23 protein-coding genes and 1 tRNA gene are annotated in these 23372 nt (G+C 57.5%); 12 read left to right on the plus strand and 12 right to left on the minus strand.

Features of this window, described 5'->3' with window-relative positions; all coding sequences use genetic code 11:
• Positions 1-103: 103 nt before the first annotated feature.
• Together ygfZ and FHL07_RS12210 are read left to right on the plus strand one after the other, a co-directional pair.
• On the plus strand, positions 104-1048 hold the full coding sequence (ygfZ, locus tag FHL07_RS12205; protein ID WP_095001355.1) for a CAF17-like 4Fe-4S cluster assembly/insertion protein YgfZ: 945 nt from the start codon (positions 104-106) through the stop codon (positions 1046-1048).
• A gap of 32 nt (positions 1049-1080) precedes the next feature.
• Positions 1081-1884: an HDOD domain-containing protein gene (locus FHL07_RS12210; RefSeq protein ID WP_095001354.1), complete on the plus strand. Its 804-nt coding sequence runs from the start codon at positions 1081-1083 to the stop codon at positions 1882-1884.
• 153 nt (positions 1885-2037) lie between these two features.
• On the opposite strand, the gene FHL07_RS12220 is transcribed toward FHL07_RS12210, so the two are convergent.
• Positions 2038-3432: a sensor histidine kinase gene (locus FHL07_RS12220; protein WP_095001353.1), complete on the minus strand. Its 1395-nt coding sequence runs from the start codon at positions 3430-3432 to the stop codon at positions 2038-2040.
• Positions 3425-4096, minus strand: a complete 672-nt coding sequence (locus tag FHL07_RS12225; RefSeq protein WP_095001352.1) for a response regulator — start codon at positions 4094-4096, stop codon at positions 3425-3427. Before FHL07_RS12225 ends, FHL07_RS12220 begins: the two co-directional genes overlap by 8 nt.
• A 354-nt stretch (positions 4097-4450) precedes the next feature.
• Between FHL07_RS12225 and FHL07_RS12230 the strand changes: the two genes are divergently transcribed.
• The 4 genes from FHL07_RS12230 to FHL07_RS12245 are packed head-to-tail and all read left to right on the plus strand — an operon-like array spanning position 4451 to position 8496.
• Positions 4451-5428, plus strand: a complete 978-nt coding sequence (locus tag FHL07_RS12230; RefSeq protein WP_095020843.1) for a Bug family tripartite tricarboxylate transporter substrate binding protein — start codon at positions 4451-4453, stop codon at positions 5426-5428.
• A gap of 57 nt (positions 5429-5485) precedes the next feature.
• Positions 5486-5944 carry a tripartite tricarboxylate transporter TctB family protein gene (locus FHL07_RS12235; protein WP_095001350.1) on the plus strand — a complete coding sequence of 153 codons (459 nt, stop codon included), beginning with the start codon at positions 5486-5488 and terminating at the stop codon, positions 5942-5944.
• Position 5945: 1 nt separating this feature from the next.
• Complete coding sequence (locus FHL07_RS12240; protein WP_095001349.1) at positions 5946-7460, plus strand: tripartite tricarboxylate transporter permease; 1515 nt, start codon at positions 5946-5948, stop codon at positions 7458-7460.
• Entirely contained in the window at positions 7453-8496 is a 1044-nt protein-coding gene (locus FHL07_RS12245; protein WP_138738524.1) for an AbrB family transcriptional regulator, read from the plus strand. Before FHL07_RS12240 ends, FHL07_RS12245 begins: the two co-directional genes overlap by 8 nt.
• 60 nt (positions 8497-8556) lie before the next feature.
• Here the strand turns inward: FHL07_RS12245 and ung are convergent, their stop codons facing one another.
• Positions 8557-9249 carry a uracil-DNA glycosylase gene (ung, locus tag FHL07_RS12250; RefSeq protein WP_095001347.1) on the minus strand — a complete coding sequence of 231 codons (693 nt, stop codon included), beginning with the start codon at positions 9247-9249 and terminating at the stop codon, positions 8557-8559.
• A 130-nt stretch (positions 9250-9379) separates the two neighbouring features.
• On the opposite strand from ung, the gene FHL07_RS12255 reads away from it, so the two are divergent.
• Positions 9380-9757 (plus strand): hypothetical protein, encoded by a 378-nt coding sequence (locus FHL07_RS12255; RefSeq protein WP_138738525.1) that lies wholly within the window; start codon positions 9380-9382, stop codon positions 9755-9757.
• A gap of 302 nt (positions 9758-10059) precedes the next feature.
• Here FHL07_RS12255 and FHL07_RS12260 read toward each other — a convergent pair whose 3' ends face one another.
• A complete protein-coding gene (locus FHL07_RS12260; protein WP_133144264.1) occupies positions 10060-10497 on the minus strand; it encodes a DUF3757 domain-containing protein in 438 nt (145 codons plus the stop codon).
• A gap of 250 nt (positions 10498-10747) precedes the next feature.
• On the opposite strand from FHL07_RS12260, the gene FHL07_RS12265 reads away from it, so the two are divergent.
• The 5 genes from FHL07_RS12265 to FHL07_RS12285 all read left to right on the plus strand — a co-directional run bounded on the left by FHL07_RS12265 (position 10748) and on the right by FHL07_RS12285 (position 14738).
• Positions 10748-10969, plus strand: a complete 222-nt coding sequence (locus FHL07_RS12265; RefSeq protein ID WP_095019719.1) for a cysteine-rich CWC family protein — start codon at positions 10748-10750, stop codon at positions 10967-10969.
• Between the two features lie 33 nt (positions 10970-11002).
• Positions 11003-11713: a pseudouridine synthase gene (locus FHL07_RS12270; RefSeq protein ID WP_095001343.1), complete on the plus strand. Its 711-nt coding sequence runs from the start codon at positions 11003-11005 to the stop codon at positions 11711-11713.
• Between the two features lie 87 nt (positions 11714-11800).
• Positions 11801-12655, plus strand: coding sequence for an alpha/beta fold hydrolase (locus FHL07_RS12275; protein ID WP_176465209.1), 855 nt, complete (start codon positions 11801-11803; stop codon positions 12653-12655).
• 106 nt (positions 12656-12761) lie between these two features.
• A tRNA-Gly gene (locus tag FHL07_RS12280) sits at positions 12762-12835 on the plus strand.
• A gap of 1168 nt (positions 12836-14003) precedes the next feature.
• Entirely contained in the window at positions 14004-14738 is a 735-nt protein-coding gene (locus FHL07_RS12285; RefSeq protein ID WP_138738526.1) for an SGNH/GDSL hydrolase family protein, read from the plus strand.
• A gap of 95 nt (positions 14739-14833) precedes the next feature.
• On the opposite strand, the gene FHL07_RS23660 is transcribed toward FHL07_RS12285, so the two are convergent.
• From FHL07_RS23660 to FHL07_RS12320, 8 genes are read right to left on the minus strand one after another with little or no spacing between them, the layout of a single operon-like run.
• Positions 14834-15007, minus strand: a complete 174-nt coding sequence (locus FHL07_RS23660) for a hypothetical protein (protein WP_178084389.1) — start codon at positions 15005-15007, stop codon at positions 14834-14836.
• Positions 15008-15016: 9 nt separating this feature from the next.
• Positions 15017-17929 (minus strand): GDSL-type esterase/lipase family protein, encoded by a 2913-nt coding sequence (locus FHL07_RS12290; protein ID WP_138738527.1) that lies wholly within the window; start codon positions 17927-17929, stop codon positions 15017-15019.
• 15 nt (positions 17930-17944) lie between these two features.
• Positions 17945-18898 carry a phage baseplate assembly protein V gene (locus FHL07_RS12295; RefSeq protein ID WP_138738528.1) on the minus strand — a complete coding sequence of 318 codons (954 nt, stop codon included), beginning with the start codon at positions 18896-18898 and terminating at the stop codon, positions 17945-17947.
• Positions 18871-19581 carry a hypothetical protein gene (locus tag FHL07_RS12300; protein WP_138738529.1) on the minus strand — a complete coding sequence of 237 codons (711 nt, stop codon included), beginning with the start codon at positions 19579-19581 and terminating at the stop codon, positions 18871-18873. Before FHL07_RS12300 ends, FHL07_RS12295 begins: the two co-directional genes overlap by 28 nt.
• On the minus strand, positions 19578-20120 hold the full coding sequence (locus FHL07_RS12305) for a baseplate complex protein (protein ID WP_138738530.1): 543 nt from the start codon (positions 20118-20120) through the stop codon (positions 19578-19580). Before FHL07_RS12305 ends, FHL07_RS12300 begins: the two co-directional genes overlap by 4 nt.
• The gene (locus FHL07_RS12310; RefSeq protein WP_138738531.1) at positions 20117-21037 is read right to left on the minus strand and encodes a hypothetical protein; all 921 of its coding nucleotides are present in this window, start codon (positions 21035-21037) and stop codon (positions 20117-20119) included. The genes FHL07_RS12305 and FHL07_RS12310 overlap by 4 nt, the downstream gene beginning before the upstream one ends.
• A complete protein-coding gene (locus tag FHL07_RS12315; RefSeq protein WP_138738532.1) occupies positions 21034-21744 on the minus strand; it encodes a phage tail protein in 711 nt (236 codons plus the stop codon). The genes FHL07_RS12310 and FHL07_RS12315 overlap by 4 nt, the downstream gene beginning before the upstream one ends.
• Positions 21745-21753: 9 nt before the next feature.
• Entirely contained in the window at positions 21754-23364 is a 1611-nt protein-coding gene (locus tag FHL07_RS12320) for a phage tail-collar fiber domain-containing protein (RefSeq protein WP_138738533.1), read from the minus strand.
• Positions 23365-23372 lie beyond the last annotated feature (8 nt).

Raw genomic sequence — 23372 nt, forward strand, 5'->3', positions numbered from 1 at the left:
TAGAACAGTCGGCTTTGGTCGGCCCCGTCCATCCTTTGCGAACTACCCATTTGCAGGGCGCACCTCTATGATGTGTTCCAGACTTATTCAACTGCGATGACCCATGGCCGACTCTGCTTTTTTTTGCACCCTGAACCACGAAGGCATCCTTGCTGTGATCGGCAACGACGCCAGCAAGTTTCTGCAAGGGCAGCTGACCTGCAACCTCAACTATTTGAGTGAAACCCGCTCAAGCCTTGGCGCCCGCTGCACGCAAAAAGGCCGTATGCAGTCGAGCTTTCGCATCGTGCTGCAAGACAACGGCTGCCTGCTGGCAATGGCGCGCGAACTGGTTGAACCGCAGTTGGCGGACCTGAAAAAGTACGCGGTGTTCTCCAAGTCCAAACTGACCGATGACAGTGCCAACTGGGTACGCTTTGGCCTGGTAAATGCCGACTCGGTGCTGCAAAGCCTGGGCCTGGACCTGCCAGCTGAAACTGACAGCGTTGCCCGCGCCAGCGACCTGATCGCCATTCGCGCTTCTGAAGGCCGCGCGGAACTCTGGGCCCCTGTCGAACAGACTGAAAGCCTCGTTCAGCACCTCAAGGCACAGCTGCCCGAGGCCGACCTCAACCAATGGCTGCTGGGCCAGGTTCGCGCCGGCATTGGCCAGGTCATGGCCCAAACCCGTGAGTTGTTCATTCCGCAAATGATCAACCTGCAGGCCGTAGGCGGTGTCAGCTTCAAAAAAGGCTGCTACACCGGCCAGGAAATCGTTGCCCGCATGCAATACCTGGGCAAACTCAAACGCCACCTCTACCGCCTGTCCCTTGAGGCGGGGCATGCTGCGCCCGCCCCCGGCACGCCGCTGTTTACCCCGTCCCACGCCAGTTCCGTGGGCGAAGTGGTACTGGCCGCTAACGCCGAAAACGGTGTTGAGCTGCTAGCCGTGCTGACCAGCGATGCTGCGCAAGCCGGAGATATTCACTTGGGTGACCTGCAAGGCCCTGGCCTTTCACTGCTTGAGCTGCCGTATCAACTGGACCGCGATCGCGAAATCCAGCGTTGATTGCCACACATTGAAATGCAGTACCTAGAGAAATGAGCATGCTGGCGCACAGAGTCCAAATGGACTTGCTTAAGGCCATTGATAGAGATGACCTGGTTCTACCCACACTACCGGAAGTAGCGTTAAACATTCGCAAGGCCGCGGAAAACCCTGAAATCAGCGTCAGTAACTTGAGCAAGGTCATAGGTCGTGACACCGCGCTGTCAGCCCGACTGATCAAAGTGGTCAACAGCCCGATGTTGCGTGCCACCCGTGAGGTGACTGACCTGCACACGGCCATCACCCGCCTGGGTGTTAACTACAGCAGCAATCTGGCGATCGGGCTGGTGATGGAGCAGATTTTCCATGCCCGCTCCGAGGTGGTCGAGCAGAAAATGCGCGATGTATGGCGCCAGAGCCTGGAAGTGGCCGGCATCTGCTACACCCTGTGCCGCCGTCATACCTTGCTCAAGCCTGACCAGGCGGCACTGGGCGGCCTGGTGCACCAGATCGGCGTCTTGCCCATCCTGACCTACGCCGAAGAGCACAACGAACTGCTTTCCGATCCGGTTTCGCTTAACCACGTCATCGACAGCATTCACCCGCTGATTGGTGACAAGCTGCTGGCAGGCTGGGAGTTTCCGGAAATGCTGCTAAAGATTCCCGGGCAGTATCAGGATTTTTCCCGACAAACCAAAGCCATCGACTACATCGATCTGGTGCAAATCGCTACCGTGTTTATGGGGCAAGACATGGAAGCACTGGTCGCCCTGCCCGCGCTCAAGAAGTTGAAGGTGCAAGCTGATGACCTGAAGTTTCAGGAGCAACTGCACGAAGCGCGCTGGATGCTTATCTGAACCTCTGAATCTGTGGGAGCGGGCTTGCTCGCGATGCAGACGACGCGGTCTGTCAGTTACACCGAATCGATTCAATCGCGGGCAAGCCCGCTCCCACAGGGGATTTGACGCCGGGTCGACTGGCCAGGGTATTTATCCATCCATGTCACAGGGCTAGCGCCCATTGGCCGGCACAAAACTCACCCGCACTTTCAACCCGCCCTGCACGCCATCATGCAAACTGATATGGGCAAGGTGGGCGCGACAGATTTCACCCACAATCGCCAGCCCCAGCCCCGACCCGGCCACCTGCTGATTACGTCGATAGAAGCGTTCAAATACCCGTTCGCGATCTTCATGGGGAATGCCCGGACCATCATCTTCGACTTCCAGCACGGCAGGCGCTGTCACGCGCAAAATCACATTGCCACCCACCGGTGTGTGAGCCATGGCGTTGTCCACCAGATTGCTCAGCAGTTCATGCAGCAACGTAGGCTCACCGTATAGCCAGACCGGCTGGTCGGCCTCAAGCGCCAGGGCAAACCCGCGGGCATGGGCCAGTGGCGCCATGGCCATGCCCAGCTCACGGGCCAACTGACTCAGGTCGAGCAACTGCGCACCGCCTTCGGCAATAGCCCGGGCGCCGTTTTCGATGCGCGCCAGCGACAGCAACTGATTGGCCAAATGGGTCAACCGGTCCGTACCCTGGGCCGCTTGCTCAAGGGTATGGCGCAAGGTCTGCGGTTCCTTTGCACGCAAGCCCAATTCAAGCTGGGCCTTGAGGACTGCCAGAGGTGTGCGCAACTCATGGGCAGCGTCAGCAATAAACTGCGCCTGACGAGCGAACTGCCCACGCAAACGCTCGGTAAAATGATTGAGTGCCTGCACCAATGGCCGCAACTCTCTTTGCACGGACACCAGCGGCAAAGGGCGCAGGTCATCCATCTCGCGCTCCTCCACGGCGCTGCGCAAACGCTCCAGCGGGCGCAGTGCGGCGCTTACGGCAAACCACACCACCAGTAATGCCCCCAACCCCAACATGCCCAGGCGCAGCAAGGTGTCCGCCATCAAGCTACGGGCCATGGCCACCCGTGCTTCGTCGGTCTCGGCCACACGAATTTCCGCCATGCCGTTCATGCTGGGTTCGCTCACAGCCTTGAGCAAACTCACAACGCGCACGTTCTGGCCGAGATAAGTGCCATCATAAAAACGCGCCAACGCCGGATAATCATCGGTCCGCGGCGTGCCAGCTGGCGGCGCGGGCAGATTTTCATAACCGGAAATCAGCTTCTGATGAATATCATTGACCTGGTAGTAGATTCGCCCGGCGCTGTCGTAGGCAAAGGTATCAAGGGCAACGTAGGGCACATCCGCACTCAGGCTGCCATCACGCTGCGAGAGCCCGGCGGCAATGGTTCGTGCCGATGCCAGCAGGGTTCGGTCATACGCCGTATCGGCGGCCTCGCGACCGTTGAAGTAAGCGCTCAAGCTGCTCGCCAGCATCAACACAACCAGCAACAGCGTAAGGTGCCACAACAGGCTCCAGCGCAAGCTGTCGAGCTTAAACATCGCGGCCTTCCAGCAAATACCCCAGGCCCCTGAACGTCACGATCGCCACTGCCTGGCCGTCGAGTTTTTTACGCAGTCGGTGAATGTAAATCTCGATGGCGTCCGGGCTTGCCTCCTCATCCAGGCCAAACACCTGAGCGGCCAGTTGCTCCTTGCTCATGACCCTGCCAGGGCGCGCTATCAGCGCTTCCAGTACCGCCTGCTCGCGGGAGGTCAGCACCAGCAGCTCATCACCAAGGGTGAAGCGCCGGGTTCCGAGGTCGTACACCAGGGCGCCGCATTGCTGCAGCCGCTCACCACCCAGCACACTGCGCCGCAGCAGCGCCTTGACCCGGGCTTCCAGCTCCGTCAGCTCAAATGGCTTGGCCAGGTAATCATCGGCCCCCAGGTTAAGCCCGTGAACCCGGTCCTTGACGTCACTGCGCGCAGTCAACATCAACACCGGCAAGGTTTTGCCACGGCCTCGCAAACGCGCCAGCACTTCAAAACCATCCATGCGCGGCAAGCCTACATCCAGAATTGCCACGGCATACTCTTCACTGCTCAAGGCCAGGTCGGCGGCTACGCCATCATGCAATACATCCACGGTCAGGCCTGTGCCTTTCAGGGCTTGGGCAACACTCTCGGCCAGCTGTAGCTGATCCTCGACCAAAAGCACACGCATCGGTTTTACCTCGATTTTTTGTCCTGGCCGCAGCCTTTTGTGCGCGGAGTGTACAGACGGCAGGAGTGCTGTGAAGCGCAAAAACAGTGAATCTGTTTTGAAAGGTTAGCGAAAGGTTGGCCGGTTAGCATCACGAGACTGACAGTAATGCCTGTCGCCGTCATGCACTGCATAACGGCCCGAAAAACGCCTTGAAGCGTTTTCGCCAATAAGAACAATAATGGAGCACCTGCATGCTGACTTATCAGCCCGAAGCCCTTCATCCCTGTATTCCCCCCCTACCCGCGCTCTGTCGCGATGATTTCGCACACCCCAAAACTGCCCTATAAAAATAAAAGCTCCTGAGGAGACGATATGAAATTCCCCCTGCGCACTCTGGCTATTGCGGCCGGCTGCATGCTCTTCACTGGCCAACTGCTGGCTGAACCCAAACGCCCCGAATGCATTGCCCCGGCGTCCCCTGGCGGTGGCTTTGACCTGACCTGCAAACTGGCGCAAAGCGCACTGGTCAACGAGAAGCTGCTGAGCAAACCCATGCGTGTGACCTACATGCCGGGTGGCGTGGGGGCTGTTGCCTATAACGCCGTGGTCGCCCAGCGCCCGGCCGATGCCGGCACCCTGGTAGCCTGGTCCAGTGGCTCATTGCTTAACCTGGCCCAGGGCAAGTTCGGCCGCTTCGATGAAAGCGCCGTGCGCTGGCTGGCAGCGGTCGGCACCAGCTACGGGGCCATTGCGGTGAAGAAGGACTCGCCCTACAAAAATCTTGATGATCTGGTCCAGGCCCTGAAAAAAGACCCGAGCAAAGTGGTCATTGGCTCAGGCGGCACCGTGGGCAGCCAGGACTGGATGCAGACCGCCCTGATCGCCAAGGCCGCCGGGATCAACCCCCGTGACCTGCGTTATGTGGCCCTGGAGGGTGGCGGTGAAATCGCTACCGCGCTGCTGGGCGGCCATATTCAGGTAGGCAGTACGGATATTTCCGACTCCATGCCCCATATCCAGAGCGGTGATATGCGCCTGCTCGCCGTATTCGCCAACGAGCGCCTCGACGAGCCGGAGATGAAGGACATCCCGACGGCCAAGGAACAGGGCTACGACATTGTCTGGCCTGTCGTACGCGGCTTCTACCTGGGGCCAAAAGTCAGCGATGCAGAGTACGCCTGGTGGAAAGAGGCTTTTGACAAGCTGCTGGCCTCCGAAGATTTCGCCACATTGCGTGATCAGCGCGAACTGTTCCCCTTCGCCATGACCGGCCCGGAGTTGGACACCTATGTGAAAAAGCAGGTGGCTGACTACAAAGTCCTGGCCCAGGAATTCGGCCTGATCCAGTAACCGCCGCCGACCACTGGCTGTGCCCCTGCACCCAGGGGCACAGCCCAGGAGTAAACCATGCTTGCACAACGCGTATTTGCTTCGGCCCTGCTGCTTGTCTGCGCCGGTTTGGCGGCGATGGCCTGGCCTTATCAGGCAGCCTTTTCCTACGAACCCGTTGGTCCTCGCGCTTTCCCTTTGCTGATGCTGGCATTAATGGGATTGGGGCTGGCCTACATGATCTTTCGCCCCTCCCCCGTGGTGCACAGCGAAGATGACCCCAAACTGGACCGTGAAACCCTGACCAAGATCGGCCTGTGTATCGTGCTGTTGCTGATCTTCGCCGGCACCTTCGAACCTCTCGGTTTTATCCTCAGCAGCATCCTGGTCGGCATCCCGCTGGCGCGTCTGTATGGCGGTCGCTGGCTGCCCAGCAGCGTGATCATCAGCTTGGTGAGCGTTGGCCTTTATTTACTCTTTGATAAAGCCATGGACGTTCCGCTGCCGCTTGGCCTGCTCGACGTTCTGGAGGACTGATATGGATACTTTCGGCTATTTGGGCCAGGGCTTCGGCGTCGCGCTCAGCCCGTACAATCTGGTCACAGCCCTGTGCGGCACCTTGATCGGCACCGTGGTCGGCCTGCTGCCGGGGCTTGGCCCAATCAACGGGGTCGCCCTGCTGATCCCCATCGCATTTGCCTTGGGCCTGCCACCGGAATCGGCGCTGATCCTGCTGGCGGCGGTGTATCTGGGCTGTGAATACGGCGGGCGTATCAGCTCGATCCTGCTGAACATCCCTGGCGAAGCTTCGACCGTGATGACCACCCTCGACGGCTACCCGATGGCGCGTAAAGGCCTGGCTGGCGTGGCGTTGTCGCTGTCGGCCTGGAGCTCATTTATTGGCGCCTTTATCGCCACCTGCGGCATGGTGCTGTTTGCTCCGCTACTGGCCAAGTGGGCGATAGCCTTCGGCCCGGCGGAGTATTTCGTGCTCATGGTGTTTGCCATTGTCTGCCTCGGCGGCATGGCCGGGGACCGTCCGCTCAAAACCTTTATCGCTGCGCTTATCGGCCTGTTTCTGGCCTGCGTGGGGATTGATGCCAACAGTGGCGTATACCGCTTCACCGGCGACAACATCCACCTGACTGACGGCATTCAATTTGTCGTGCTGGTACTGGGTTTGTTCTCCATCAGCGAAATCCTGTTGCTGCTGGAAAAAACCCATCGCGGCCAGGAAGCGGTTAAGGCCACCGGGCGCATGATGTTCAATTTCAAGGAAGCGTCTGCGGTATTCGCGGTGAATATCCGTTGCGGGCTGCTCGGTTTTATCATGGGCGTTCTGCCGGGTGCAGGTGCCACACTGGCCAGCGCCGTGTCCTATATGACGGAAAAACGCCTGGCGGGTACTTCCGGCAAATTCGGCGAGGGTGACATGCGCGGTCTGGCGGCCCCCGAAACCGCAATCGGTGCTTCCGCTTGTGGGGCGCTGGTACCCATGCTGACCCTGGGCGTGCCGGGTTCGGGCACCACGGCAGTGATGATCGGCGCCCTCTCGCTGTACAACATCACCCCCGGCCCGCTGTTGTTTCAGCAGCAGCCGGATATCGTCTGGGGTCTGATCGCGTCATTGTTTATCGCCAACGTCATGCTGGTGATCCTCAACATCCCGATGATCCGTATCTTCACCCGGATTCTGTCGGTGCCTAACTGGGCGCTGGTGCCCGCAATCGCCATCATCACGGCCATTGGTGTATACGCCGTGCACGCGACCACCTTCGATCTGTTCCTGATGATCGGTATCGGCATCTTCGGCTATATCCTGCGCAAGCTCGACTTCCCGCTGTCTCCGGTATTGTTGGGGTTCATTCTGGGCGGGCTGATGGAGCAGAACCTGCGTCGCGCACTGTCGATATCCAACGGTGCGCTGGATATCCTGTGGGCGAGCCCGATCACCCTGGGTGTCTGGGTACTGACGACAATCATGTTGTTGCTGCCTGTCATACGTATCTGGCGCAAACGCAGCGCCCAACGTCGCGCCCTGGCCAATGCCTGATTCAGGACTCAAGCACTGGTGGGGCACGCCGCTGATCGGCCTGGCTGGCGGCTACCTCGCCAGCCAGATCGGCTGGCCGTTACCGTGGATGGTCGGCTCTCTGCTGGCGATCATCCTGGTGCGTTGCCTGACACCCTGGCAACTGGCCGAGATTCCCGGCGGGCGTAAATGCGGGCAGTGGATTGTGGGCATCGGTATCGGCCTGCATTTCACACCTGTGGTGATGGAGCAGGTGCTGGCGCATTTCTGGCTGATCCTGGCAGGCGCCCTGCTCACCAGTGTGTCGAGTGTGATCGGTGTATGGCTGATGCGACGCAGCGGTGAGGATCGCGCCACTGCGTTCTTCTCCAGCATGCCCGGCGGCTCGGGGGAGATGGTCAACCTTGGCGCACGCAATGGCGCCGTATTGAGCCGCGTCGCTGCTGGGCAGAGCCTGCGCGTACTGACCGTTGTGCTCTGCGTTCCGGCAGCCTTCAAGTACCTGCTGGGCGAAGGTGCTCCCGCCGTACACCCTGCCTCGATTAACTTCTACTGGCTAGCGTTATTGTTTCCGGCAGGTGCCTTGCTGGCCTGGATCTGGCAACGCTTGCGCCAGCCAAACCCGTGGTTGTTCGGGCCACTGCTGGTCAGTGCCGGCGCGAGTATTTTATGGGATTTGCATATAGGTCTGCCGGACGGCAGCAGCCAGATGGGACAGTGGCTGATTGGTAGCGGCCTGGGTTGTCATTTCAATCGGGCATTCTTTCGGCGGGCGCCGTCGTTCATCGGCATAACCCTGCTGGGCACAGCCCTGACCATGTTGATAGCCAGCCTGTGTGCACTGGGCTTGAGCGCCTTCACCCAACTCGATCTACGCTCCATGACCCTGGGGATGATGCCGGGCGGCATTGCAGAAATGAGCCTCACCGCAGAAACATTGCAACTGTCAGTGCCCTTGGTTACCGCGTTGCAGGTGATGCGCCTGATCTTCGTGCTGTTTTTGGCTGAACCCCTATTCCGCTATTGGGCTCGCCAGGATGAAGCCAACCCTTCCTGACAACAAGTGCTGGCACACCGGCTATTGCGCTGGGTGTGCCTTGTACCGCTGAGTCATGACTTAAACCGGTGGCAGTTTCCAGTCGATCGCAGCCAGGCCATTTTGCTCAAGGAACTTGTTGGTTCGGCTAAAGTGGCCGTTGCCTATAAAGCCCCGATACGCCGATAGCGGCGATGGGTGCACCGACGTCAGCACCAGATGTTTGGTCGCATCGATCAGTTTTTGCTTGCTCTGGGCATGGGCGCCCCACAGCAGGAACACCAGCTTGGGTTGCTGCTCGCTGACCACCTGGATAATCCGGTCAGTAAAATGCTCCCAGCCCTTCTTGGCATGGGAGGCGGCATTGGCGCGCTCCACCGTCATCGTGGTATTGAGCAGCAAAACGCCCTGCTCTGCCCAATGTTGCAAGCAGCCGTGAGGGGCGATATCAATATTCAGGTCACGCTTGAGCTCTTTATAGATATTGACCAGCGACGGCGGTGTCGGGATACCGGGCTGTACTGAAAAACACAAACCATGGGCCTGACCGGGGCCGTGATAAGGGTCCTGACCAAGAATGACCACCTTGATCTTGTCCAGCGGCGTCAGGTTAAGGGCATTGAAAATAAGCGGACCCGGTGGGTAAATCTCTTTTCCGGCCGCATGTTCCTGGCGCAGGAACTCGCGCAGCTCGGCCATGTAAGGTTTATCGAACTCCTCACGTAATGCCTGTTTCCAGACAGGTTCAAGTTTTATACGGTCATCCGGGGTCATGGGTAAGTCCTGAGAAACAATGGGGCGGACACTAGAAAACCCCGTCCCTGTTGTCAACATCCCCATCCGTCGCGTCCGGCGCCATGCAAGCGGGTCAGGTGCTTGTGCCGGGGTCATTGCCGGTTCGACCGTGAACGCTGATCTTGCTGAACCTTTAATACTGAATGAGGGGTGCCTGAACCTCTTGCACAAGCACAGGGCTATTAATCCCTTGCTGATTCAGCTGTTCGCGCTGAATAAGCGGCGCCTGAACCTCTCGCACAAGCACAGGACTATTGATCCCTTGCTGATTCAGCTGTTCGCGCTGAATAAGCGGCGCCTGAACCTCTCGCACAAGCACAGGACTATTGACCCCTTGCTGATTCAGCTGTTCGCGCTGAATCAGCGGCGCCTGAACCTCTCGCACAAGCACAGGGCTATTGATCCTTTGCTGATTCAGCTTTTCGCGCCGAATAAGCGGCGCCTTAACTTTTTGCCTGACCACAGGGCTATTTACGCCCTGATTTAACAGTGGGGCGGAACGCACGTCGGCTCGCTGATGGTGCCTGGGATACACAGGATAATTTATACAGGCAGACAGGGATGCACTTATTAAAACAACAGCCATAACTCGAATATACATACAAACCTCTCAAACCAAAGACAGTGCTCCCGCCCCATCGAAAGATATAAAAAACCGCGCACACTTCATTCAATATCTAAGAAACCAACCAAACACTCTCGAATTTACACCCCACAGCCATGCAGAGTAGTCAGCCAGACTCCCTGCCTGGCCGCATCAGCTGGATAAGGCATTACCGGACACGCAAATCAATTCCGTACCGAAAACGAACACCCATTGGTGTCAGATGAGTTGCATTCATAAAAAGCCAGCCCAAACCCGCTGGTATACATCTTCCAGTTTCTAGCCTCCACCAGAGTCATGGCGTCACCGGAAGCATCCGGATTATTATAATGCAAGTTCAGAAGTGACCTGTCCGCCGCCCTGTACTCGCAGTACCCGATCCGCCCCGTAGACCCTGCCTCGTTATTGGCTGGATAAAAAACAGCGGCTTCGAATGTTTGCAACGGTGACGCTGTCGGGGCGCTTGCCACAGCGATCCATTCAGCTGCGGAAGCATTGGCTGGCGCCGTATAGATACCATTTCTGAGCGTCACGGTTTCAGCACGCGGACAACTTTCAACCACACTGGCTAAAGAAACCGAAGAATAAAACAACATCGCACACAACAAGTACACGTATTTCATATACGCCCCCAATCAAATACTGAAAATTGTTCACGACAAGCAACTTGCCGCCCCCCCAATCCTAAACGGACATTATTATTTAACAACAGGTTATTATGTAGGGAATTTCCTGAGGATACGTGCGATCTTCTTTATCCTCAGCACCTAATCAAAAAGACCCAACCTCCACACTGATTATAAATAACGATCGTTTTCCTACCCTTGTAAGGATTATTATCAAGCCATCAACTATTTCCATGGACATGCTGAAATGACCACCCCTGACCTGTGCCCAGCATGCGGCGCTCGAAACGACTGCTCCATGGCCAGCCCGGATATCGCGGCTCAATCCTGCTGGTGCCATACCGTCAATATTGATCCCAAGGTCATACAGGCATTACCACTTGAGCTACGTGACCTCGCCTGCCTGTGCCCACGTTGCGCGAACGTTGCAAGTCAATTGCCGCCTGCACGGGCGCAGAGCCTCACGTAAGATACGCGCATGAATTCCTTGTGATTGATCGCTATGCGTTTAGACCGTTTTCTGAGCAACCGCCCCCAGTTCAACCGCCAGCAAGTACGCTTGCTCCTGATAGAGAAGCGCATCCAGGTTGATGGGCAGGTTATCTGCGATCCACGTCACGAAATCCGGGCATTCAGCCAGGTTGAGTTCGACGGGCAAATCTTGCAGGCAGGCAAACCTGCGCGTTACTTCATGCTGCACAAGCCACCCGGTTGTGTAAGCGCCACCCAGGATGCGGAACATCCTACGGTGATCGACTTGCTGGATGAGCCGGACAAACACGACCTGCATATCGCAGGTCGGCTGGACTTCAACACCAGCGGGTTGATGCTGATTACCAATGACGGCCAATGGTCGCGTCATGTCACTCAGCCCGAGACCAAGATGCCCAAGGTGTATTACGTCGAGACCGAGCAGGAAATTACCGACGCGTATATCAGCAAATTTCGTGAGGGCGTCTATTTCGCTTTTGAAGACCTGACCACGCAGCCCGCCGGGCTGGAACTGCTTGGCCCTTGCAGTGCGCGCCTGAGCATCGTTGAGGGCCGTTATCATCAGGTCAAACGCATGTTTGGCTTCTTCAACAACAAGGTCGTGCGCCTGCACCGCGAAAGCATCGGCCCCTTGGTGCTCGACAGCCTGCTGGCCCCCGGCGAGTACCGGGCGCTGAGCGAGCAGGAAGTTGTGCAATTCCAACCCACTCCAGCAAATTAGCCGGCAACGAGGCCCACCCCTTTCTGTAACAATCACAGAGCACCATCAGTCAGACCGACGCTCGATTCACTGGAGTCTGACGCCATGATGAAGCCCGAAATTGCCGTGCTCGACATTCAAGGCCAATACCGTATCCATACCGAGCTTTATCGTTGCGATACGGCGCTAAACACCATCATCCTGGTGAATGGTTCGATGGCCACCACTGCGTCCTTTGGCCAGACCCTGAAAAACCTCCACCCGCATTTAAACGTTGTTCTCTATGACCAGCCCTACGCGGGCAACTCCAGACCTCATAACCCTCATCAGAAGATGCTGACGAGGGAAATAGAAGCTCAAATTTTGCTGGAGCTGATAGAGCATTTTGACGCGAACTACCTGCTGTCATTTTCATGGGGCGGGACAGCGGCACTTACCGCCCTGGCGTGTGTGCCGCGACGCATCGAAAAGGCCGTGATCAGTTCGTTTTCGCCGCTGATCAACGACGCCATGCGCGATTACCTGGAGCGTGGCCGTCATTGCCTGGCAGCTTGCAACCGCACTCAGGTGGGCAATCTGGTCAACGACACACTGGGCAAGCATTTGCCGCCATTGTTCAAGCGTTTCAACTTCAGGCACGTCAGCAGCCTGGCCGAGCATGAATACGCGCAAATGCACTTTCATATAGACCAGGTCCTGAACAACGATCAGCAAGGCTTTCTCAGTGCCACGCAGGGTATCGATATACCGGTGCTGTTTATCAATGGCCAATGGGACGAATACACCGTGGCCAGCGACGCCCGGCACTTTGCCCAGCCGATTGCCAACAGCCGGTTCATCAGCCTGGAAAACACCGGGCATTTTCTCGATATGGAAAACAGGAGCGCCAGCCACAGCAGTAAAAACGCCCTGCTCGAGTTTTTAAAGCCAACCCGACCTCACCCACCCTCACTGTCGTTGTGAGGGTGCTCGAGGCAATCAGCAGAACGAAAAAGCTGCTAAAACAACACATTTCAAGAATAAAACTTCTCATCGCTGCCATCTTCTGGTACAAAGTCAGCCGCTCTGAGCGGGTGTCGTATAATGGTATTACTCCAGCTTCCCAAGCTGATCACGCGGGTTCGATTCCCGCCACCCGCTCCAATGTTTTCAAGGCCTCCAGCGGTGCATGTACATGACTGCAATCAGTTGGGGGCCGTTTTGGGGGACGTATCACAATCTGTGAGCGCGCCTACCTAAATCCCCTCCCCGACCTGCTATGCCGATTTTCATGTTGACCCATGGGAAAAAGGTAATTTTGGTAATTGAATTTCTGAACTGCTCCGAAAGCCTTTAGAATCAAGGCCTTGATCGTGTTTGGTAAGGGTAATTTTAGGGTAATTGAATAGTTAGATTATTACCTTTGACCATGGTAATAACTCACTTGAATAAAACCCTTATAAATCAGCCACTTAAGAAAAAATTACCTTTCTAATTACCCCTAATTACCGTCGCCGGTAATCGCTCAAAGCCCCGCCCCACAAGGTCTGCAGACCACCCCCTGTAAAAAATTACCAAATTACCCTTTCCCCGCGACCGACCTGAAATTCCACTTTGCCATCATCCTAAAAAACCTTGCCACCCACGTTTTAAGTGGCTTTTTCAAACACCAAAACAGGGACGATTGACTCACCTCTTCAGCGTCAGCTTGTGAAACGCGGCAATCCGCCTGCATCCCTTGCCGCGCTTGGCTTGCAGGGAATTCAGCCTACCCCCGCACACAGCTAATCCCCGCCTAAAAAAGATCGTGCGCGTTTTTGAAAACCCACCGAATCCCACGTTTTCAAAGTTTTCGCCCAATGAAACCGGGCACTCCAGCGATACCCCCTCCACGACCACCCCGCGTACCGCTGTGCAACCGCGCTGCATTTCCCTTCAAAACTTTGCATTCTGTGCAATGGCCGATCCCGTGCAGAGCCCCACGGCCCGCCTGGTCTGCAGGTTCGTTTGCACTACATCCGAATTTGCACAAAAAACGGACACAAGGCCCGTCGGCGGGAGGGGGATAAGTGCTTTTTGGGAGTTATTTTTGTTGTCGTGGTTATTTTCTGCTCGCAATCAAAATACTCCTGCCCATTCGAGCAAGAGATCCAATTTTCAGCCGTGAAGAGCTGTCGTTCACCTGGAACGTGTTCTAGCTACTAAAGGCGTGCATCGACAGGAGCACCGGACGGGTCTGTCCAGGGTGTTCGTATAATGGCATAGTAAAAGGCGGCCAATAGCCGTATGATGGCTCTTCGATATTACCGCTTTTTACTCGGCCGCCTTAGAAATGAAAAAGTATGCGTTGTTATTTACAGCCATTGGTTGTTCGTTGGCCGTTGTTGCACTGCAAGTTAGTCGGCAAAAAGCTTCTGCCGACATTGCTTGCCATACCGTAGGAACAGAAGCACCTAGAATGGCTGTTTTGGTAATTGGTGAGTCATGGGCAGCCAGAGGACGACTATTACCGGGAATGACTGAAGCCATTTTCGAAAGGCTTGATAATGGTTCAGTAAAGGTCTGCACAGTCGGTTATTCAGGACGAAATACTTTAGAAGTACTAGATGCAGTTCATGCGGACTTTTCAAGTCAGCGGACCGGAGAATTATTGGAGGGACACGAGCTAAAAAATATTGTTATATTGGCGGGGGTTAACGATGTTGTGCAGCATGTTGGCAAAGAATCCTATACTGCAGGTATACAAGGACTGATTGACTACTGGCCCGGGCTCACAGTGGAGGCAGTTGAAATCCCATGGGTCATCGAAACCGGAGTTTCATCCGGGCTGCCAAGCCAAATTAAAAGATTTTTACAGCGACATATCTTCGATGAGGGCAAGCATGAAGTTATCGCTACATATCGCCTAGCGCTCGCAGAAAAAAATATTTCGACAATACGTTATGACGCATTCATTCCATCCTATACCGGCAATGAGCACTTATATGCGCCTGACGGCATTCATTTAACATCAGAAACATATCGAAGCTACGGTAAATATTTAGGGTCGCATATCAACCTCAATTAATGGAGGGCACGACTAAATCACAATGTTGCTCCGCTTATGTGAACAACATTGCACCAAATTCTGGGCTACCTAGAGGCCCCAAACCTTGACAGGAACTACTCGTCGGGAAAGTAAATACGCTCGGAGAAGGGCTCGCCGAGTATTGGCGTCACCAGAACCAGCATCGAGTATTCATCAACCTCTTGAATGACCGCTGGTGACGAGCTACCACCATCGGCAAAGCGGCGTTCGTCCTCAAACGCAAACTCAACGATTTGCCCTATTTCCATTGTGTCACCTCAGAGTGTGTACAGAAGGAAGCGCAGAAGCGCGTCCACGATGGTTTGGCCGCCAATACCAGGCTCAGGGTGGATGCCATCGACATTCATCCAGGGACGGGCGGATACAGAGGAATACTGCGAAAACGAATCACCGAAGTAGTTCTGCAGATCCATGAAGGCACACTTGTTTGTCACCGCAAGCGCGCGCTGGACCTTGGCGTACTCACCCATGGGCCAGGTATTGGAGCGTCCGTTCTCGCAGGGAGCGATCAGCAAAATATCCATCAACGGATCAACCTCGCGCAGCCGGGAAATAATGGTCTGCAGGTAAATCCCATGCTCGGCCGGACTATAGCTGGCCTGATCGTTGGTCCCGTGCATGATGATCGCCAGCTTCGGCGCCAAGGCCGCAATCCCAGCCTTCCACTGATTGGCATCAACACCCGCCCATTGGGCCGCCCGCGTCCCGGTGCCGCCCAGCTTGTTCCAGCGGATGCCTTTGGTAGCCTTCTGGACATCCAGCCCAAACAGTGCCGGCGTACCGGCCACCACCTCAATATCCACCGACGACACCGATGACGTGGACCAACCTGGCAAAGCAATCGAATGAAAGCCCGCAGACAGCGCGGACAGATCCACCGTCGTCCAGGTGCCGCTGTTCCAGCGATAGCGAACGATGCCCGCACTGCCTGACGCAAATAGGTTGATCGCGCTGACGTCGGCGGCCGCCGTGTAGCGAAGGCTGGCCCCCACTTCGGAGCTGGACACTTGACCGATATCCGGACTAAAAGAGGTACTGTAAGCGCTGCTATCCCAAGTGCCGGTGTAGGTAATCGCGTTCTGAAACGTGGCGTTACCGTTGGGCAATGCCGCCGAGGCCCTGGCAAAGCTGACATACCCAACACCGGCATCACCGTAAGCGGTCCGCAGGCCTGCGACTACGGGCTGAGTCCAGCGGGTAACCAGATGCGTCCAAGAGTCCCCGATGCTGATGACCGGAAGTTGCACGATTGACCCGGCCACCAACATCCGGCTTAGACGGTTGCGGGTCTCACGCATGTTCCACTGGCCATAGGTTGGCTCGATCGCTGCCAAATCTGCAAACCCGATCCCGGCACTGCCATCCACAGCGTAGCCCCATGCCTTCCACGCCAACAGCGCAGCCCCCTCGTTCAAGCGGAACGTTGCCAAATCAGCAACCCAACCACTTACAACCACAAAGGCCACGCCTGACGCCGGGATGGTAAAGCTCGACAGCGACGCCGAAGATCCACCGGCGACCACCGTGATCCCGTCCACAGCAAAGTAAGTGGTGAAGCGCATGCTGCGCGCTGGGTTGTCGCTGCCGGCCGTATAGGTCATGCCGGGCTTGACCGGTATTTTCGCACTGTAGAAATACTGACTGTTGAGGGTGATCGTCCCGGTTTCAGACATGAACTCGCCGGAGCTGGCCAGGGTGGTGCGAAACACGTTGGTGCTCGCGATCAGCCACGATTCCTTGTCAGGAGTGACAGATTTATCAGCGATGGCGGGCGTGCTGATACTTTTGTCACCGTACATGGCGGAATTCAACGACTTGGGGTCCGGGCTGATGTTGATGGGCTGACCATCTTTATCACGCAGCACAGGGCTGCCGCTGACATAGGCGGTAGCCACGGCCCCCAACTCAAACTGAAAGACATCCTGATCCACGGCAAAGATCGAAGCATTTAGGAACGACGCACCGACCGGCACCGTCAGCGTTATGGTGGTGGCGCTGAAACCTCCCGGGATGGCGTGCCCTTCGCTGTCGTAAAACGTCCCCGAACGCATGCCGTTAACACCGCACCCGGTGTAGGTGGCGCCGGCGATCACTGGCATCAGACCGGTCAGGTTGTACGTGGCGTTATCCGAAATGGTCCCGGTGGTCCCGTTGATGAACTTTCCGAGCTGGGATGCACTCTTGCGAAAGAGATTCTTGGATGGACGCAAGAAGGCTGCCGCAGACGACGGCAAAGATTCGTCAGCAAGCACTACGCCACTGAGTGTCTTCTTCCGGGTTTGGGTCGGAGGCAGGTATTTGCCATAAGCTGAGTAGGCTGTACGAACTGCACCTTGCTCTACCTGTAACGCCAGCCACCGACTGGGGGCTGTGGTACTCGTCGCCACGCGAGCAAAGGCCGCAGTCGCGGGTGCTACCTCCACCCGATTATCAGTGGTACTGGGAGTGCCAGAAATGAAGGCGTGTTGCGCCGTATACCAGCACACATCGCCTTGCCCAGAGATAACATAGCTCTGACTGGGCGATACAGGCATGAACCCGCTGGTGTTCATATCCTCAGCCGCAATGGGATTCCCTGTTGCAGTGTTCAGCCGGCTACCAATGATCACGCTAGCATCGGCCGGATTGAACAGATTTTTGCTGGTGAGAACAAGGGCTCGCTCTGCCAGCCCATTAGCCACCTGATTTACGGCTTCCGCGTTTGGGTAGGTATCTTTATACTCTTCAACCCCGCCGTTATTTCTGTATAAATCCACATATCCGAGCGGCTTTGAACTGAGTACAGAAAAAGTTTCACCATTTGAAGTGGTCGCCAAACCGTGTGCGACATCGTCTTTCAAGCCCGCATTAACCACAGCAGAAGCTTGTGCAGTCTCCGCACGAACCGCGGCCGCCTCTGCAGCATGCACTGTTTCTGACACATCATTGAACTGCAGCCTAATGCGCGAGTCTCTGGCGCCTTTGACCACACGCACATCGTACAGGCCATTGGGCGCAGCGAACTCTGCATAGCCTTGTTGATCAGCTGTAAAGGGGTTAACCAAGCCAAACCCATTGGCCTTTTGGAGGCCGCCAGCAAGACTCTCAGTCCCCCGCAGGTACACATAACAGGTCGCTTCGCTGAGGATGTTCCCAGCGTCGTCTTGGGCGAAGAAGTTCTTTAATTCCACTTTGAATTCCTTTGATTAAGCGGTGATGGGTTTCAACTGCGAGGCCAGCGCCAGTACCTGGGCGGCCTTCGCGGTGAATCCAGCGGCATCGGTTGGGCTGGGTGCGGGACCAGGCACATGGGTGTGGCTGGCCAATTGCGTGTTCATCGCCTGCACCAGGTCGAGCAGGTCACAGAGGATCTGCAGCGCGTTGACGCCTTCGGAGCCCAACCAGGTCTGAGGCGCAAGGCTGCGGCGGATGCCTTGAATTCGCTCCTGCATATCGCCGCCGATCGTGGCGTTGAGCTTTTGCCCCACCACCAGGTTGAGGTCGCGGCCGCTGGCCAGGTGCAGGTCATCCAGCGCGGCCAGGCTTGCGGATCCGCCCGACAGCAACTTAAGCGCACCCAACGCCTCGATCGACTTGATTCCCCCGACTGACTCTTTCGAGTGGTCATCGACCTCCACGGTGCTGCTCTGATGGCGTTCTACATTGGTCAGGCTTTCAACCTCCCGATCGATCGACTTGTCCCGGATCCGGCCATCGGTCTGGCGTGACCAGTTGCCGTCGGCGTCAACGCGTTGCTGCGCGGCTTCGCTGTGCTGCCACACCTGGTCACCCTTAGGCACCTTCGGCAGACTCAATCCGTGCGGCAGGATCGTTTGGATATATGGCTTGTTTGGCAGGCCATAGGCGAAACACACGACCACCTGGGTGCCTTCTTCCGGAAAGGCGAAAAACCCCATCTCATCCCCGCCCATCGGCATGGGTAGCGGAACACCGGCCAGCACTGGCAGTGCTGGGTCAGGCTCGCCGTCAGCGCCCAGCAGCTCGATATCCACCGCAAAACGCGGGCGGAAGTCGTCGCAGATGCCGGCGCCGGTCGGGGCGTCCGCCACACCGATAACCCGGGCAAAGCGCGGCAGGTGATAACCGCCGGTGAGTTCGGGGAAAAGCCGCTCTACACTGCGGCGGATTGCGTCTTCCATCGGATCGCCATTTGGTTGCCGGTGAGCGTCACCTGGGTGATCCGCTCGCCTTGGTTGATGGATGCACCTGGTCGCAACCCGGGAAGGGCCGCGATCATCGCGCTCTGATTGTTTTGGTAGTCGTTGAACAGATCGACCGGCAACTGCAGCGGCGATCGGGTACCGAAGAAGCTGTCGGCCCAACTGCCCACAAACACTTCGCCGTTGCCCTGCTGCTGCCATATGAAGTCGGTAATACCGAAAACCCGGGGCAAGCTGTCCATGGCCTGATACCCGGCGGCCAGGTTGTAAAAGAACGGGGCTTTGACCTTGGCGTAAGCCTTGTCAGGAACGCGAAAGCTCAGCCCTGTTTTCTGGTTGATCTCGGCCAGTACCGTGCTCAGATCCGCATGGCGCAGGTTGAGAGGCAGCGGGTTGGCCAGGATCGCGGCCAGCTCGCGACAGAACAGCACTTGCTCGATCGCGTTGGACGACGTGCAGCGCTCAACATAGCCAATGAAGTGGCGCTGCAGCGGGCTGTCGTTGTAGCCGATATCGAGCGTCACCAGCCCTTTCACTGGCGCCGCTGCCTTAATGGTCAGCGTGGCCCGGCCCGGGGTGCGCAGTTCAAGGCGCACGTCATCGCTGACCAGGGGATACACCACCCCGCCAATGGTCAGCACCTTGTGCAGTTTCATGCTCACAAGACACCGCCCAGGTAGTTATCCAGATTTTTCAGGGTGGCTTCGAAGCCGGTTAACTCCTGGCCTGCCTCGCCGCTTTCGCCTGCACCTGGTGCAGTCACGGACTGCCCTGGGGCGCCTTGTTGGGTTACGCCCTTACCGGCTCGACGTGTCTCGACCCGCTCAGGGTTCGAGAGCTTTTCCGACAGGGTGAACTGCACAAGCCAGGCCCGAAGCGTGTCGTCTTCCCGGGCGCTGACGCCGTCCGAAAACTCCACCTGCCGCACACCAAACGCAGACGCGGTGTCGTTAACGACCCGGTAGGTTTTGAGCTGGCCACCGGCTCCAGTAGCTTCTGCCAGGCGCATCAGACTGCGCAAAAACGGGTGATCTACAAATCGGATCTGCAGCGTGACGGCCAAGGTCTTGGGCTTAAACCCTTTGTGGGCGGTGTCGGTGTTGCTGGTCTGGCCGGACATATCCCCGCTTTCGATCCGCAGGTTGGCCGTGACCTTGAGGTTTTTGCCGCGCACCTGTTCGCCATCGAGCAATAAGGTCATAGGCCCACCAACTCCCGAACAAAGCCCAACCCTTTTAGGGAACCTACCAGCAGTACCCCAGCGGACAGCCCCCACTCATGACCAGGTGCATCGCCCTGCAGCAGTTGCCGGCGCAACTCGGCGGCATTGCCTGGGCCGATCAGGCGAGCGCGCATGGTGTCGTCAGCGGCGGCGCCGGTGAACATCGATTTAAGATCGGCCAGTTTTTGCGCCTGCGCCTGTGCCTGGCTGACTTTGCGGGCGGCCATCTTGGCCAGATCGGCCATCGGCGAACTGTCCGCGTAACTCTCCAATGCCGACAGCTGACTGTTCAGGGCTCGGGTGGCCGCCTTGGTCACGGTACAACGCTCCAGCGGCAAAGCCCCCCAGCGCGGCAATGTGCCAGCGGTGGGCAATTCCCACTTTTCAGCGTCCAGGGCAAACAGGTTTTTCGCCCGACGCTCGGCGCGCTGCAGGTCTGGTGTGGGCAGCACGGCATTGAATCGGCCCAAGGTCGACGCGAACCTGTCGTACCGCGTGCCCAAGAACATCACCACCAGGGCGTATTGCGAGCCCGCCGGGCGGCTGTCGTCGCCGGTGTCTTCCAGCTTCTCGCCCAGTTTCTGCAGCAGGTTGGGCGCAGACAGGTAGCGCTGATAACCGCGCCCCTGCCCCACTCCACTTTGGAATGGCGTCACCACCAGGCAGGCCGGCACCTCGCCCAGGGCATCGCTCAACCCGGCACGACCAGCAATGACGGCAGATTCTGCAGCGGCGCCAACCGGCCCCGGTGAGGTCGTGGCCAAGTCGGCCAGACCCTCAAGACGTTGCCCGGTGCTGGCCAACTCGCTGCTGGCCAAGTCCTTTGCTGCATCGAGGTCGCTGAGCCACTGGGTGGACTGCTCCGGCCAGCGCAGGGTGATGGGTGCCCAATTCATACCGGCGCGGACTCCCACGACACTGCGTTCAAGGCGTCCAGATCCGAAGCTGCTCGCGCTGCTGCCAAGGTTTGCTTGAGGTCATTGGCTTTGCGCAGGCGCTGCAGCTTGAACTCGGTGAACTCGTTGCCCACCTGCAGCAGCTGGTCACTGGAATGATCCCGAAAATCAATTACTCCAGACTCATCACGGCAGACATAGCCGCCGCCAAGACCGCGCAGGATCGAGCCGGTTAGGTTCAACTGGTCTTCGATTTGGGTTTCGTAGAAAAAACGATCACCCATCGCCTCGGACCAAAAACCACCGGTGATCTCCTGCAGACAGGACTTATTGATCGTCGCCAGTTGCACCGTGTAGCGCAGTTCAAGCACGGTCGGAATGTCATCGATCCAATGGTCGCCACCCCAGATCTGGCCCGGGCCAGGTATTTCTAGCGTGTAGCCAACCGGTAGCGCGCCGGCGCGTTCAATCACCATTGGTATACGGGTCGTGGTGTTGTAGACCGTCAGTCCCAGATAGGAGTCAACCAGCTGCCATTTTCGACCATCCCAAAGAGCGGCTTTTTTTTCCGGTACCGCCGGCGGGGCCACTTCAACGCAGCCGCCTGGAATCAGCCAAACGTCCGGTTCCAGTGGCGAACGATCGGCCACGGTTTTACCGGTGTAGATGCCCAAGTGATCGGTTTGATAGACGATTTTAGTGTCCATGGGATGGCCTCAGTATTTGATGCAAGCGAGAAACGCGATGTTGGTGGGGCGCGTTTCGCTGCCACCGGTGGCGTTGATGGTGATTGCGTGCAAGTGATCACCCACGGCATTGATGGTGATGTTGTGTGCGTGCGCGCCTGCTTTAGTGGTGCTGGTGGCAACAGTTGGGGCATCGGTCCCGTTGAGTGGGTTCCGCGGTTCATTCGTAGCACTGAGGTCTGCGCCGTCCGGGGTAATACTTCCGTAATGGACGTTGTGGGTGTGCTCGCCTTGGACGTCGCTCGAAGCAGCGTGTGTATGGCCACCGGCACCTGCGGAGCTGGCACCGTGAGCATGGCTGCGGATTTCATCAGCCTGATTGCTACCCAACAGTCGGCCGGGATCGATGCCACGACCATCGTCCAGGAAGCGAACAAACTTGCCCCGTGGATCCGGCAGATTGAAGGTGCTAATACCATCACCAGCGCCGTGGGTTGTCCCGACCCTAGCGAACAGCGCGGCATACACGGTTCGCGACACCGCCGCACCGTTGGCGCGTAACCAGCCCGGTGGAGGCGTAGCCATAGCAAAGGTGCCGATGCGGCCAACCTCTGAGTCAGCGATGATCTTGCGCAGTGCGTTGAGCGCCTTGGTGGTCGCCAAAATATCGCTGCTATCAGTACCCGGATCATCACTTTTCGCGTTAGGCAGCTCGCCCAGATCTACGTCGTCCTTGGTCGTAGCCCGGGCGCGCAGGTTCTCGTAGTCGCCATTGCGCAGAGCGTATTGTTTGACCAGGGCACCGGTGATGGGCTCGCTAACGCGCAGATCGGTGATATCTCCCGACACATCTACGCTGGCCAGCTCCACCAGGTAATGGGCGGTGCCGTTGCTGTCGGTGTAGTCGGCTTTGGCCTCACCAAAGACCACCTTCCAAGTGGCCACAGTTTCGTTGCCTTCCCGGGCCAGTGCGACGTCAAGCCAGGCTTTGGCCGGCAACGCTGGCAACTGGGCCTGAACAGGTTCGGCCAGCTCGACGCGAATGCCTTCCACGTAGGCAATGCCCGCTTTGACCTGGTACAAACCAAAACTGCGTTCCATCTGCAGGCTGTCGGCCAGGAAGCAGACACGGCCAAACACATCCCGATTGCTCAAGCGCTCCCGCACATCGATGCCGTTGAGGCGCACCGTGAAGTCGTGCTGCCAGGTACTGGCGTCGACGGTGATGCCCGTCAGTGCCTGGGCGCCGTTGAACTCCACCAGGAAGTTGCGGGTGACGTTGTTGCCGATCTGCAGTGGCGGAATGTTCTTGCGCTTCTGCTGCACCGGCACGGTGGCCACGGCCAGCAGCACACCTTCGGCGGCCTCCAGGCCGATCCAGTTAAAGTCCCAGTCGCCCACGTCTGAGCCCACCATCAGGCTGTAAATCACCTGGTTGGGGCTGACGTAGCCTTTGCGGTCATAGGCCTTGGTATAAACGATTTGGGCAGCAGGCGGCTTGCCGGCAGCGCGATCAACCGGGGCGTTCGGGTCCAGACCAGGAACAAGGGCCAGAACGAAGCGAGCAATGTCGAGCTTCTCCCCAGCGCCTTGCTTTTGGGCAATAAGACTCTCGCCGGCAAGGGTAATGCTAGCTCCCATGGGGGCTC

Source organism: Pseudomonas sp. FSL W7-0098, from assembly GCF_005930585.1.
Lineage (GTDB): Bacteria > Pseudomonadota > Gammaproteobacteria > Pseudomonadales > Pseudomonadaceae > Aquipseudomonas > Aquipseudomonas bubulae.

Bases quoted from the DNA above. Each gene is read 5' to 3' on its own strand.
- ygfZ (WP_095001355.1), top strand. From the start codon at position 104: ATGGCCGACTCTGCTTTTTTTTGCACCCTGAACCACGAAGGCATCCTT.
- FHL07_RS12210 (WP_095001354.1), top strand. From the start codon at position 1,081: ATGAGCATGCTGGCGCACAGAGTCCAAATGGACTTGCTTAAGGCCATT.
- FHL07_RS12220 (WP_095001353.1), bottom strand. From the start codon at position 3,432: ATGTTTAAGCTCGACAGCTTGCGCTGGAGCCTGTTGTGGCACCTTACG.
- FHL07_RS12225 (WP_095001352.1), bottom strand. From the start codon at position 4,096: ATGCGTGTGCTTTTGGTCGAGGATCAGCTACAGCTGGCCGAGAGTGTT.
- FHL07_RS12230 (WP_095020843.1), top strand. From the start codon at position 4,451: ATGAAATTCCCCCTGCGCACTCTGGCTATTGCGGCCGGCTGCATGCTC.
- FHL07_RS12235 (WP_095001350.1), top strand. From the start codon at position 5,486: ATGCTTGCACAACGCGTATTTGCTTCGGCCCTGCTGCTTGTCTGCGCC.
- FHL07_RS12240 (WP_095001349.1), top strand. From the start codon at position 5,946: ATGGATACTTTCGGCTATTTGGGCCAGGGCTTCGGCGTCGCGCTCAGC.
- FHL07_RS12245 (WP_138738524.1), top strand. From the start codon at position 7,453: ATGCCTGATTCAGGACTCAAGCACTGGTGGGGCACGCCGCTGATCGGC.
- ung (WP_095001347.1), bottom strand. From the start codon at position 9,249: ATGACCCCGGATGACCGTATAAAACTTGAACCTGTCTGGAAACAGGCA.
- FHL07_RS12260 (WP_133144264.1), bottom strand. From the start codon at position 10,497: ATGAAATACGTGTACTTGTTGTGTGCGATGTTGTTTTATTCTTCGGTT.
- FHL07_RS12265 (WP_095019719.1), top strand. From the start codon at position 10,748: ATGACCACCCCTGACCTGTGCCCAGCATGCGGCGCTCGAAACGACTGC.
- FHL07_RS12270 (WP_095001343.1), top strand. From the start codon at position 11,003: ATGCGTTTAGACCGTTTTCTGAGCAACCGCCCCCAGTTCAACCGCCAG.
- FHL07_RS12275 (WP_176465209.1), top strand. From the start codon at position 11,801: ATGAAGCCCGAAATTGCCGTGCTCGACATTCAAGGCCAATACCGTATC.
- FHL07_RS12285 (WP_138738526.1), top strand. From the start codon at position 14,004: ATGAAAAAGTATGCGTTGTTATTTACAGCCATTGGTTGTTCGTTGGCC.
- FHL07_RS23660 (WP_178084389.1), bottom strand. From the start codon at position 15,007: ATGGAAATAGGGCAAATCGTTGAGTTTGCGTTTGAGGACGAACGCCGC.
- FHL07_RS12295 (WP_138738528.1), bottom strand. From the start codon at position 18,898: ATGGAAGACGCAATCCGCCGCAGTGTAGAGCGGCTTTTCCCCGAACTC.
- FHL07_RS12305 (WP_138738530.1), bottom strand. From the start codon at position 20,120: ATGACCTTATTGCTCGATGGCGAACAGGTGCGCGGCAAAAACCTCAAG.
- FHL07_RS12310 (WP_138738531.1), bottom strand. From the start codon at position 21,037: ATGAATTGGGCACCCATCACCCTGCGCTGGCCGGAGCAGTCCACCCAG.
- FHL07_RS12315 (WP_138738532.1), bottom strand. From the start codon at position 21,744: ATGGACACTAAAATCGTCTATCAAACCGATCACTTGGGCATCTACACC.
- FHL07_RS12320 (WP_138738533.1), bottom strand. From the start codon at position 23,364: ATGGGAGCTAGCATTACCCTTGCCGGCGAGAGTCTTATTGCCCAAAAG.